This is a genomic window from Scytonema hofmannii PCC 7110 (genome assembly GCF_000346485.2).
Classification (GTDB): domain Bacteria; phylum Cyanobacteriota; class Cyanobacteriia; order Cyanobacteriales; family Nostocaceae; genus Scytonema; species Scytonema hofmannii.
Map to the genome: position 1 here is coordinate 1558339 of NZ_KQ976354.1, position 13565 is coordinate 1571903.

Genomic DNA, 13565 nt, shown 5'->3' on the forward strand with positions numbered 1-13565 from the left:
GTTTCAAGGGAGAAACCGGGGTTCTAATTTTCGCTTAGGAGAGTAGGATGCTTTCAGAAAGTTGAATATTTTTTGATTTGAAAGCTCTATAATTATGCAAATTTTTTCACAGTGGCTAATAGTTTTCTTGTAAAACCGCCTCTGGTGTTTGGATAGAAAATTTGATTTGTAATATTCTCAGCCATCGAGTTTGGAACCAAGAACATGAGTACAAACCACGAAGCTAAGACTAATTTTCGCGACCAATGATAATCACAATAGACTAAAGAAACAATTAATCCTTGCCAACACAGATTTAATAAACTATCTGTCAGAGGATAGTTCTGGCGATCTAACTTCAACACTATGATTCGATTCATCATATGCAGTAAATCCCTTGATTCTACATAAGAAATATCAAGAGAATATAAAGCCCGTGCCAATTCTCGTTTTTTTGCATGTACTTTGGCGGCTCCAATAAGTTGGCGTCTGAGCTTAGTTAAATTAATCTTGGTAGTGCGAAAATTATTTTTGCCATGGACTCTATAAAATCCACCTATTTCATCTAACGAGACGACTGTGCCAAACATAACACTTAAGTTATTTAAATAACGGTCAGCAGATATGCGGTACACATCTTCTGGCATAGGTAACAGTTGTCGAAGCATAGTTGCTTTAAATGCATTTCCACTTGTTGGGGGCCAAGTATAACTCCCAAATTTAAATATTTGTGGTTTTAAATCTCCATTAGGCATTTTGCAACTACTTAATGGTACGATTTCTCCCGTAGGTTGGCTGTTGACATCAATGACTTGTAACCTGTATTGAACCTTGACAACATTTTGGTTTGCTTGAAAAGCTAATACCACCTTCTCAACAATATCAGGTAAGAGTACATCATCACTATCTAGAAAAATAATGATTTCTCCCTTGGCGATCGCAAACCCTGCATTAAAAGCTGAGGCTTGTCCACCATTCGCTTTTAAAACAGGAATGACTTTATCTTGATAGCTGTTAATAATTTCTGCCGATCTATCTGTAGAACCATCATCTACTATGATAACTTCAATATTAGGATATGTTTGGTTCAAGCTACTTTCAATAGCCTCTGATAAAAACATATCGTAGTTGTAATTATTGATTAAAATACTAACTAAAGGTTGCTTTTTCACAATGACACCTCGATGTAGGTTTTGAGAAAAGGTTATTCATGCTTTTCAGAAACCCGGTAACTTCTGCGAAACCGGGTTTCTATTCCGGTTTATTTGAAATCTATATGCTAGTTAACGAGTCACTACACAGTTTTTTATCGCTCGCTCCGTCTTTTATTTAATCGTTGAACAAGCTTACTAGCAAAACCTTGATAAGTTAAAAACTGTTTGTGAGCCACAAATCTTACCAAAATACCATAACTGACAAGAAAGACAAATGGCTGGAAAAGTGCGGGAGCGCTTAAAGAAAACACAATAGCTAATAATGCGATCGCACTTGGTAAAAAGCAAGGAATTAAAAACTGCTTCAATTGCCAGTCCATAGCTCTACAACCTATCCACCAACTGTAGAGAGTCCAAAAAATTCCTAACACCAGAGCAACGGCGATACTGACCCCAATAATTCCTCCGTAACAAGCACCAATTATAAAACTCAAAATGGCTATTGGTGCTATTTGAAGGTTAATTTTAGCATTAAGCCCTGGTTTGCCTTTTGCAGATAGCATAAAGAACAGAGCAACGTTAATGAGACGAAAGTAGGCAAAAATGAGTAACCAAGGAATGACAGAAGAAGAAGCAATCCATTTAGTTCCAAATATCAGAGAAATTGTATGCTGGTCAATGACTAAAAAGAATAAGGCATAAATAGGAGCAGTAAGGAAACCGATTTGTTCAACAACTTTCAGTAGAGCGTTTTCTTGATGGCGATCGCTAGGTAATTGAGCAAAGGTTGACATACCAACTTGACTAAATGCTTGATTGAGTATTGAGTTGAGCGCCATCGTCAATTGGTAAGCAAAGTTGTAAAAGCCTAAATTAGTATTCCCTAAAAGTTTAGCAATGATGAAGTTGTCACAGTTAGCATTGAAATAAAAACCTAAGCTAGAGCCTGTACCTCCAAGACAGTAAGACAAGACCTCTCCTCTGATGTCTGGATCGATCTGTAATTGAAATTTATGCTTGACATGACGTTGAGTTAGAACGCATAGCGTCAACCAAAAAGCCGTATCTCCAATAACAAATGACCAGTAACTCAAACCAACGAATGCACAAAAGGCTGTAGAGAAGACCCGAACCATTGAAGCTATTAAGTTTGCGTTGGCGAGTTCTCGATACAGCATTCTTCTAGTCATGATACCTATGTAAATTGACTGAACAGAAGCTAATATCAAGTTAAATGCAAACCCAATGAGTATCCCAACCAAGTTTGGCTCGCCGAAAAAACTAGCGATCGCGGGGGATGCTGCAACCATTCCCAAAGCCAAAACTAACCCAATGCTTAAACCAAGGGTGTAAGCTGTATTAACATAACGCTTGTCTTCAATACCTTTATAGACAAGAAACGATCCTGCTGAATCTTGAGAAACAAACAGATTTACAAAAGCCCAAAAAATGTAGGCAATGCCAATTACGCCAAATTCAGACGGGAGTAACAGTCTTGCTAGCATGAGGTTGCTGAACAAGGATAGCATACGTGTTGCGATCGCTCCGTATGTTGCCCAAAACCCATTTTTGATAACTGAAGAAAGGTTCATGAGGTAAATTCTGAGGAGATCTGGTTAGCTCCCCAACTTCTTAGAGAAGTCGGGGATCTTTATTTAACCAATAGAGCGTCGAATGGTTGGTTGAGCGATTGGTGCAAGAAACACAGCAAATAAAGTCAGCAGCGATCGCAAATCGTGATAAAAAATTGACTTATCAAATGCTAAAGCTTGCTCAAGAAAATAACGTGCTTTTTCTGAATGACCTCCTTGAAGAGACAAGCGGGCTAAGTAACGGTGCATATAAGCGTAAGCTGTTGGTAAAATAGGCTCAACCAACTCTGGGGAACGAAGAAAAGCATTCCGAATCACCTGTTCGTTATAATGCTGCATCTGCGCTACATTAAATGAAAGTCCAGAAGGGCGGACGCGGTAGTAGCACAAAACTCGTGATTCGCGCTCGAATTTCCATTTCTGTGTTGCTGATACTCTCAACCAAAAATCAACATCTTCAGAACTGCGTAAGCTTTCATCAAATTCACCCACCTCATCCACTAATGAGCGGCGGAATACAGCATTAGAACCATGTCCCACAAAATTCTTGCAAAGTAAAGCGAGGAGTGGATTGGAGTGGACTGGTTTACCACTTAAGTGCATGAATGTTGGGCGTCCGTCGTCACGAATTGCTTGTGAAGCACTATAAACTACACCCACATTTGGATCGCGCTTTAGCCTTGCTACATGGTTAGTTAATTTGTCTGGATGGTATATATCGTCAGCATCTAACAGGGCTATGTATTCTCCACAAGCGTAACGAATGCCATAATTGCGTGCTGATGACAACCCACCATTTTGTTTTTGCAATAATCGAAATCGAGAATCCTTTTCTACGTAAGGCTGAACGAGATCTGCTGTACGATCGGTGGAACCATCATCAACAACCAGCGCCTCAAATTCCTGAAAAGATTGGCGCTGTAGCGATCGCAATGCATCTTCTATATAAGAACTCACGTTATAGGCGGGGACTATAACACTGACTTGAGGGATACTAACCATTGAAAAACTCTTTAGATAAATGCACTTCTGTACGTTGAAAAACTGATTCATTAGTTTTTTAACTAATACTATTTATTGCACATAGTCTGAGGAAATTAACGAGATATATTTGTTTTTTTGATAAAGTCTTAGTTGATTTATAAACTTAGCATAAAAAGATTGATGTTCGTCTTCTAGAAGCAGCTTGTAAGCGTTTTATTTTGTTTTTTTATTTTTCTTTAGTACTTAATCACGAAGAAATACGTATAGCTTTTTGACACGATTAAATAGTTTTAATTGTTACTTTAAAAAACAACTAGTTTCTTAAATTTTCATATGCTGTCAACAGTAAAATTACGGCGATCGCATCCCTTTTTGGTTTGTGTCTGGATGATAGCCGTGAAATCGCATTAGATGCTGGTAAAGCTATCCTCCAGCTTGTAGAACAAAAACATGAATTTAAAGCATCGGACTTCATCTCTACTCTTGCTAATACTAAGATTTTAGGAGTACGCCAAAACTGCTTAAAAGCATTAATTCAAGTTGTAGAATCAGGTGGAGAGACGACAGAATCAGATATTTTCGATATTTGTCAAATTTTGAAAAATGAAAAACTGCCAGAACTTGTACAACCACTTTATAGTTTAGCGATCGCTTGGATTGAACGAAATGATTCTATTACAGATGAGTTGGCTTGATGAAATGTTAAACAATGAAAGGATTCCTCAAGAAGTCAAAAATCTCATTATCAGAGAACGGGAAGGGTGACAGAATAATTCATAATTCGTAATTAAGAGATGATTTATAAAGTAGGTTGGGTTGAGGAACGAAACCCAACATTTAATCGAATTATGGGGTGTCATTTCGTTCTACCCAAACCACACAATACATTTGGCGATTTAAGATTTACCTGAAAACGGGAAAAGAAGTTTGGGTGCTTGTACACATTGAAATGCAAAGTCAAGAGGAAAGCGACTTTGCTCAACGAATGTTTATCTATAACTACCGCATCTATGACTATTACAAGTGCTCGGTTGCTTCCCTAGCAGTTCTGGGAGATGAGCGTAGTAATTGGCGACCAAATCAATTTGGATATCAGTTATTTGGTTGTGAAGTTGGGTTTAGATTTCCGATAGTAAAATTGTTAGACTATCAATCGAGGTGGTCAGAGCTAGAAGCCAACCGCAATCCCTTTGCAGTGGTAGTGATGACTCACTTGAAAGCAAGACAAACCCGTAATAATCGTACAAAAAGTCTTCAGTCGAAGCTAGAGTTGACTAAACGACTATACGAGTTGGGCTTCAGTCGGGAAGATATAATTAACTTATTCAAGTTAATCGATTGGATCATGAGCCTCCCTGAGGAATTAGAGCAAGAATTTTGGCAGGAATTTCGGAATTTTGAGGAGTCTAAAAGTATGCCGTATATTACAAGTATCGAACGACTTGGAATTCAAAAAGGTAAACAGGAGGGACTACTTGAAGGTATATCCTTATGGTCAACGAAAGAATGAGGGTTTCAGCCATTGCCTGACCCCCTCAGATGCTTATTAATAATAAAAAAGTTATAAGTTTATCTTATTAAGAAAGATCGCCATACATACTTAATACGATCGCCTGTAAGGAAACCCAACAAATGTCTGTAAATGTTGGGTTTCGTTCCTCAACCCAACCTACTATAAATTCTCCACAAGCGTGGGGTGGGTGTCCTCGCGATTGACCGATGCGATACGGCTTCAGTGCGATCGCCAGTTATAAAACCGACCTGCTTTACTTGCAAACTGCTCTTTTAACAAAATCTCATTTAGAGATATTGCAATCCTCGGATACCAATCTTATATTAAATTGCCTAGACAGCCTTGTTCAAGCAGATACTTTGCTGACTCAACTTAAACATAGACTACTTATCGTAACAGATAAAGATTGTGCAGCGCTTGTCGAACTGGGATTGCAGCGCGAAGTACGGGTTACACTTGAAGACCATAGCAAAACTATCAACTGGATTTGAGTTTTTAGCAGTTCGACATCCGCTGCTGGTGAGGGTGATGGTTTAGGAGTTGATGCAGGTAGCCCAGGAGTTTGCGCGATGAACAACATCCAAACTTTCCAAAACCAAACTCCAGTTAAATTAAATAAACTTTGCCAATCCATATCTTCTCTATATTTAGTACTTGTGTCACATCACTAACAGTATATAGTGGTATGATAAGCTACAGATGGTCAGTGATCGCCGAACTACAGCATAGCAGCAAATCGCACTTTCATTCCTCTAACATCCGCTCCATCTGTTCTCACATGATTAAGAGTCAATAATTGACGAGTTGGGGAGTACTTGAGGGAGAGTTAGTTCGCTTTCGTGCATTTGCCTTTACCCCCTTTTTGACTACTGTATCGGCGATCTAGGGGAGTTGGGAAGCAAAGCCTACACTTATGTCATTTTAAAAAGTCTCGTATTGTTTGTATTTCAAAGATTTGTGGAATCATTATAGGTATAAAAGAAACAAAAAGAGGAACACATGGTTAAACTTAATATTTCTGAACTACAAACCATCAACGAAATCGAAGATATCAGCGATAAAGATTTGGAGTCTGTGGTAGGTGGAGTAGGGAGAAAAATACCCCTAGTCAGCGTCAAGGGATTATTAATCAAGAAATCAACATACCTCAACCGCTTACCAGTATGAAGTCTTATACCAATTTTCTGTAAGCTTACACATTTTTTTACCCCAGACAACCTCCCCTTATCAAGGGGAGGAGCGGTTGATTTTATGCAGCTTCATATCGAAATGGTATGAGCAAAACCAAAATCCTTGGAGAAAGAAAAATTTTTCTACTCCCTACTCCCTACTCCCTAACCCCTAATTAACCCAAACCAGTATTCCCAGATAAAGCTAAGAAAGCATCTGGTATCATAGATTGCTGACCGTTACTGTAAACTTCTATGTCTAACAAATCATTAGATGGGTTAGAAAAAGATGGTAGGGTTCCCATAATTCTCTTACCAGAAACAGAGGTAAGAGTTGCGTTTTGTCCACCAATTTTGACTGTGGTATCCGCTAAACTACCAAAGTTAACTCCACCAATAATAAACTGACCACCACCTGTAGCAGCAGCACGCCATCTGTCGATATCAAAGGCTTTCATCCCAACTATGGATGAATCGTTAGGAGTCGCAACTGTAATCGCGTCTTCAGCAAAATCCATACCAAAAATGACACCTCCGGGACCAACTTCTATATCTAACCCATCGGTAACACCAGTGAGGGAGTCAACTTTTTGTACTTGTCTGCCATTTGATGAGAGACTAAAGTTATAAAGCTGTTTGTTCCATTGCTGAGCGAATAAGTCTCCGCGCAATTGGTTGTTGAATGTCGTTGCTCGATATTCAACAATTCCATTGGTTGAGGGACTCATCGTTGTTAATGGAGCAGTGTATACTCCTGGAATACTTGCTTGAGATGGTCCATAAAAAACGTTCTGACGGTCGTCTTCGCTTCCGCGATTTCGATTGGGATGACCGTAATAATTCCCTTCTTCCACCAAGTTTAGTTCATCTGGTGTACCATAGGCAGGTATTTCAGTGGTTGCGGAAGTGGAGAGGCTACCAAAGCCTTTATTGTGTCCGTTATCTGTGGCATACAGTATTCCTTTTGTAGTAAATGCCACATCGTAAGGATTTCGGAGACCGCTAGCATACACAGATACATCCACGCCAGACGCGACCTTTGCTTCATCTCCAAAGACTTGGCTGTCTTCTGCGTCGAAGGTTAATCCACTGGGTGGTTCAAAATCAGGTGGTAAAACATACTCAATCTGACCATTGAAGTTGGCTTTTGTAATGTCGGCTTTGAGGATAGCGGCTGTAAACGGAGACTCTGGAAGACCGCCTATGCTGCTATTGGGAACACCACCATTGGTATTACCACCAACTGCAATGTACAAATTACCTTGATTATCAAATGTCAAGCCATTAACCCCGTGGTCATGGTTTGAAACTGGTAAACCCGTAATTAAAGGTTTCACAACTGAAAAATTGGGTCCTTCGAGAACTGAAACCTGACCGCTATATTCTGAAAGTTCAGTTTCAGGGAAGCTACTTCCACCATTACCGTAGAGTTTACTGTGGGATACGTAAATTTTCGGAGTCGAGTCAAAAGGATTGAAAGCAATACCTAAGATATCAGAATTAGGCAGACTCATCAGAGTGTTGATGATTTGTGTGCCAATCACATTGTAGTTGTCATCAAAGGTATATGCTCGAATTTCACCACTGTAAGTACCTACGTACAACCTACCATCTGGACCCCAAGCACCTGTGGTGGGGTCGCCTATTGCAGCGACTTTTTTCTTTGTGAAATTGATGGGAGGAAGTTCATTATCAATGACCTTAACCGCAAGATTGGAAGCGCTCAGGCTGCTGTAGTCACTATCTGCACTGGTAATCGTGTGAGCAATGTTGACTGTTTGAGCACCTTCTGCTAGGGTGTCGTTAATCGCATTGACTGCGATCGCTTGAGCAACATTCCAGTTATTAGGAGTGAAGGTAACGCTTGTTTTGTCAGTACTGATTTGGCTGTCTGTCGTCAAATTGATGGTGACATTTGCTGTGGGTTTAGTATTGAGAACTATTGAGTAAGTATCATTGTATCCCCCTTCCATAACTTCAGTACTGCGTGCAGTCTGATGCAGAATCATTCTTGGACCGGTGAGAGGGATAACTTCTAAAGCAGCAAGTGCAGCGTTGTCAAAGCTGGCGGCAAAATTAACATTAAGCTTGCTATCAGTCACAGTAATTTCTGGGAAAGACAAAGCAAGAGCAGAATTCTTACCAGGGAAAAATGCGTTTTTGGATTGTCCAAAAATATCTAGGTTATCGTATACTTGCTCGCCCTCAAGAGAAATATCGAAGACCCTCTGACCATAATCATTCCAGTAAGATTCAGCAAAGTGCAGATTCACAAGGTAATTGCCATTTGCCACAGGGATTTCGTAAGCTAAGTTTTTGGCAGTACGGTGCGTTTGATAGAGGGGATCGTCGTCAGTTTTTGCGATCGCCGCACCTGTAGTAAAGATTGTACCGTTAAGGAAATGCTGATCTGGACTCCAAACATTACCAGCAAGATCGGTGTAAGCTTGCTGAGCACCAACATCAATACGAATCGTTCCTGGTGTCGGGACTGGGCTATCGTTATCTGCAATGGTAACTGAGACATTTGGAACGCTCAGGTTGCTGTAATTGCTATCAGTACTACTGACAGTGTGAGTGATACTAGCTGTTTGTGCTCCTTCGACCACAGTATCATCAACAGCCGTGAGGGTAATAGTTTGAGCCGTATTCCAGTTATCAGGGGTGAAGGTAACACTGGTCTTATTTGCACTGAGTTGATTGCCAACAGCTAAGTTAATGGTGACATTTGCTGTGGGTTTAGTACTGAGAACCAGAGAGTAAGAGTCAGTAGCTCCCCCTTCCGTCACACTCGTGCTACCTCCTGTTGGTTGTACAAGGACGCTTGGTGTTGGCGTACCAACAGGGACGATTTCTATGGCATCAATTTTGGCATTATCAACACTAGCCACAAAGCTTAAATTCAGAACACCGTCAGTGACGATCGTCTTGAAAGACTTATCCAAAGCTTGATTTTTCGCGCCAGATTCCGCAAAAATATCTAAGTTATCAAAGAAGAGTTGATTTTCCGCACTGACATCGAAAATTCTTTTCCCTGCGCTACCCCAATAAAGTTCTGCTAACTTGAGGTTAACAGTGTATTCCCCGTTGGCGACTGGAATCGCGTAATTGACAGTTTTACCAGTACGCTCGTTTTGATAAAGGGGATCTTCCACAGTGTTGGCGATCGCAGAAGCATAATTTTTAGCAGTTCCGCCAGAGAAATATTGGTCTGCACTCCAGAGAAGACCTGTGGTATCAGTATAAGCTTCACCACCTGTATTAATCCGAATCGCTCCCGGTGTTGGTGCTGAATTGTCGTTATCTGCGATGGTGACGGAGACATTTGGAACGCTCAGGCTGCTGTAATTACTATCAGTACTACTGACAGTGTGAGTGATACTAGCTGTTTGCGAACCTTCGACTACAGTATCATCAACAGCAGTGAGGGTAATAGTTTGAGCAATATTCCAGTTATCAGGGGTGAAGGTAACACTGGTCTTATTTGCACTGAGTTGATTGCCAACAGCTAAGTTAATGGTGACATTTGCTGTGGGTTTAGTACTGAGAGCTAGGGAGTAAGAGTCAGTAGCTCCCCCTTCCGTCACACTCGTGCTACCTCCTGTTGGTTGTATAAGGACGCTTGGTGTTGGCGTACCAACAGGGACGATTTCTATGGCATCAATTTTGGCATTATCAACACTAGCCACAAAGCTCAAATTTAAAACACCGTCAGTGACGATCGTCTTGAAGGACTTATCCAAAGCTTTGTTTTTCGCGCCAGATTCCGCAAAAATATCTAAGTTATCAAAGAAGAGTTGATTCTCTGCACTGACATCGAAAATGCGTTTCCCCGCACTACCCCAGTAAAGTTCTGCTAACTTGAGGTTAACGGTGTATTCCCCGTTGGCGACTGGAATTGCGTAATCTAATATTTTTCCAGAACGCTCGTTTTGATAGAGGGGATCTTCCACAGTGTTAGCGATCGCCGCCGCCGTACTATAGAGTTTACCATTCAAGAAATATTGGTCTGCACTCCAGAGATGACCTGTGGTATCAGTGTAAGCTTGACCGCCCGCATTAATCCGAATCGCTGCTGATGTAGGTGCTGGGCGATCGTTATCTGCAATGGTGACGGCGACATTTGGAACGCTAATGGTGTTGTAATTGCTATCACTACTACTGACAGTGTGAGTGATACTAGCTGTTTGCGAACCTTCGACTACAGTATCATCAACAGCAGTGAGGGTAATAGTTTGAGCAATATTCCAGTTATCAGGGGTGAAGGTAACACTGGTCTTATTTGCACTGAGTTGATTGCCAACAGCTAAGTTAATGGTGACATTTGCTGTGGGTTTAGTACTGAGAACCAGGGAGTAAGAGTCAGTAGCTCCCCCTTCCGCCACACTCGTGCTACCTCCTGTTGGTTGTACAAGGACACTTGGTGTTGGACTACCAACAGGGGTGATTTCTATGGCATCAATTTTGGCATTATCAGCACTAGCCACAAAGCTTAAATTCAGAACACCGTCAGTGACGATCGTCTTGAAGGACTTATCCAAAGCTTGATTTTTCGCGCCAGATTCCGCAAAAATATCTAAGTTATCAAAGAAGAGTTGATTTTCCGCACTGACATCGAAAATACGTTTCCCTGCACTACCCCAGTACAGTTCTGCTAACTTGAGATTAACAGTGTATTCCCCGTTGGCGACTGGAATCGCGTAATTGATGGTTTTACCAGTACGCTCGTTTTGATAAAGGGGATCTTCCACAGTGTTGGCGATCGCAGAAGCATAATTTTTGGCAGAACCGCCAGAGAAATATTGGTCTGCACTCCAGAGATGACCTGTGGTATCAGTATAAGCTTCACCACCTGCATTAATCCGAATCGCTCCCGGTGTTGGTGCTGGGTTATTGTTTGGACTTGCAGCAAGCTGTACAACTTGTACGGTAGAAAGCAAACTTGTTGAACCATCTGATGCTTTTGCAACCGCAACAATATGGTTGCGACCTCCATCAGCATGAGAATTTGTTAGGGTGATTGGAATATCAACATAACCTGCTGCTCCAATAGTAACAACCTTCTCATTTACAGAAATAGCCGAGTTAGCTTCAAAAGGATCTAAATCGAACCCGCTACCATTATTTGTAAATAAACCAGCCTCCATGACCAACAGGTTAACTGAAGCTCCCTGAGAACCATAGACTCGAACTGTTTGATTAGCTTCCGATACAGTTGATTGTGTTGAAGTCAAACCCAGGACTTCCAATGTAGGTTTAACAGGAATATTTGGTTGAATAATGACTTGTGAACCATCTGAACTGTTAGGAATTCTGTAAGTCTGTCCCGTGTAGCTAGTATTATCACTAAAATCAACCGTGACTGTAGTACCTACAAGCTCTAACCCAGAAACACTACCAGATTCATTAGGACCGGGTGCAGGTAAACCTTTGATACTTGTTGGATCGACATCAATAGAAAAAGTAAAAGTCTTACCAGGATCGAATCCATTAAAAATAATCTCTAAAGCATCAAACCCACTATCGTGAGCTTTGAGGTAGTTATAAGAAACATACCCCGTACTCCCTTCATTATCTACCGTGAAACCTTTAGCTGTGCTATCGCCAGCCGTTCCATAAGGATCGAAGATTAAATCTGGCAGAATACTAGAACTCAAATCAATAAGTACCCGATTTATTTTCTGTCCAGTTGTTGAGTTGTTAGTAATTTTAAAAGAAGAAGCCGTATAAGTACTTGTGTTAATGCCACTACTAGACGGATCTATAGTAAATAGAGCTTTGTTAACCATAGGATATATGCTGTCAAAAAATGTTCTGATGTAATATCTATTTTCCAAATAAAAAATTTAAAAATCTATATGTTTACTCTAAATTCAAAAATTCTATATAGAAAAAATAAAAATATTTTAGATGATATAACAAAAGTTCGATCCCCGACTTCTCAAAGAAGTCGGGGATCTGGATACTCTAATAGAAAATGAGATTTCAGTTTTTTAGTCAAACTCAAATCTCAATAACTATACAAGGGAAATCAATAATTATCTGCGTCCATCCGCGTTCATCAGCGGTTGTTAATTCTTAAATCGCTGACAAAATATTGCTATCTAAAAGATCCAAAACCTTACTATCTTTATTTAAATCAAACTTTCTAGCAAAATAAGACTGACTTTGCGCGATCATTCCAAAATCATCCGCCGTTAACAAGCGCGGACGACCATTTCGAGAGCCAGAAAAATCAATATAAACCTTGTTATCATTGCACAAGTTGAATAAACCACTGTTGAGCAATACCGTTTGAAGGAAAGACTCTTCTGGTACATTAACTCCCTCATAGAAACTCACAATATCTGGACGCAATAGGTAAAACTTATACAAGTACTCCACACATCTTTTAGATAAAGTACAGAAGAAAGAGCCGCCATAACAGATAAAGTCTTCATTGAAAGGAGTAGAACTTTTTACACCAAACATACCAAAAGCAATATTAAGCCTCACAAAAGGCTGTATGTAATTAAGAATTTTTACTGGTGCAAGCAAATCCTTGCCCCAATCAGGTAGTTTAGCGATAGAAGGGAGTTGTTGGTATTTGTAAAAATAGCGCGAATACCCCTCTCTAATACTCCAATGGCTTTCTGGAGAAAGAACATTAAAATATTCTAAGAAACCATCATACCGTGTCTCAGCCAGAAGATTATGCATTTGTGAGAGATGCTGGGTAGGATAATCTTGTCCAGAGAGATTTATTAACCAATCAAAGTCGATATTGTTTTGGAAAAGCCATGATACAGCATTCATATATCCATGAATGATGGAAAAATTGCCTCGTCCCCCCAACCCAGGAATTACCTTGACATTTTGCAAATCATTCAGAACTTCTAAATTCAAATTAGAACTAGAAAAATCATGACTCACAATGATAAAAGAATTTGGACTTATTTGTTTAATAGTCTTTATCAAGCGATTAATTTGCTCTGGATTTCTATGGCTTTGAATGAGATAACAAACGCGCATTTAATTCTCCTTTTTAAGGTCTATAGCATCGGTACAATAATCTCAAAAACTCGGTTTCTTTAAGTTGAGCCTACAAGATATCAAGCTTTGCAAAGGAGAGAAACCGGGTTTTTTGCCCCCTTGTAGCTGAATATTTGAACGTGTAAAAAATTTTTGGTTCTAT

General features: G+C 40.1%; 9 protein-coding genes. 4 read left to right on the forward strand and 5 right to left on the reverse strand.

The genetic code is table 11. The features are described 5' to 3' along the window. Positions 1–92 precede the first annotated feature (92 nt). The 3 genes from WA1_RS06665 to WA1_RS06675 all read right to left on the reverse strand — a co-directional run bounded on the left by WA1_RS06665 (position 93) and on the right by WA1_RS06675 (position 3727). The gene (locus WA1_RS06665; RefSeq protein ID WP_017748954.1) at positions 93–1151 is read right to left on the reverse strand and encodes a glycosyltransferase; all 1059 of its coding nucleotides are present in this window, start codon (positions 1149–1151) and stop codon (positions 93–95) included. A gap of 134 nt (positions 1152–1285) precedes the next feature. Next, positions 1286–2725: an oligosaccharide flippase family protein gene (locus WA1_RS06670; protein ID WP_017748953.1), complete on the reverse strand. Its 1440-nt coding sequence runs from the start codon at positions 2723–2725 to the stop codon at positions 1286–1288. 63 nt (positions 2726–2788) lie between these two features. Beyond that, positions 2789–3727: a glycosyltransferase family 2 protein gene (locus WA1_RS06675; protein ID WP_017748952.1), complete on the reverse strand. Its 939-nt coding sequence runs from the start codon at positions 3725–3727 to the stop codon at positions 2789–2791. A 359-nt stretch (positions 3728–4086) separates the two neighbouring features. Between WA1_RS06675 and WA1_RS06680 the strand changes: the two genes are divergently transcribed. From WA1_RS06680 to WA1_RS56710, 4 genes are all read left to right on the forward strand, one after another. Continuing rightward, entirely contained in the window at positions 4087–4404 is a 318-nt protein-coding gene (locus WA1_RS06680) for a hypothetical protein (RefSeq protein ID WP_017748951.1), read from the forward strand. Between the two features lie 254 nt (positions 4405–4658). After that, the gene (locus WA1_RS06685; RefSeq protein ID WP_272819087.1) at positions 4659–5219 is read left to right on the forward strand and encodes an RpnC/YadD family protein; all 561 of its coding nucleotides are present in this window, start codon (positions 4659–4661) and stop codon (positions 5217–5219) included. A gap of 209 nt (positions 5220–5428) precedes the next feature. Beyond that, entirely contained in the window at positions 5429–5713 is a 285-nt protein-coding gene (locus WA1_RS56705; RefSeq protein WP_017748949.1) for a hypothetical protein, read from the forward strand. Positions 5714–6221: 508 nt separating this feature from the next. Next, entirely contained in the window at positions 6222–6389 is a 168-nt protein-coding gene (locus WA1_RS56710) for a hypothetical protein (protein ID WP_017748948.1), read from the forward strand. A gap of 178 nt (positions 6390–6567) precedes the next feature. Here the strand turns inward: WA1_RS56710 and WA1_RS06695 are convergent, their stop codons facing one another. Together WA1_RS06695 and WA1_RS06700 are read right to left on the reverse strand one after the other, a co-directional pair. After that, positions 6568–12180 (reverse strand): malectin domain-containing carbohydrate-binding protein, encoded by a 5613-nt coding sequence (locus WA1_RS06695; protein ID WP_017748947.1) that lies wholly within the window; start codon positions 12178–12180, stop codon positions 6568–6570. A gap of 289 nt (positions 12181–12469) precedes the next feature. Then, positions 12470–13402 (reverse strand): beta-1,6-N-acetylglucosaminyltransferase, encoded by a 933-nt coding sequence (locus WA1_RS06700; protein ID WP_017748946.1) that lies wholly within the window; start codon positions 13400–13402, stop codon positions 12470–12472. Positions 13403–13565 lie beyond the last annotated feature (163 nt).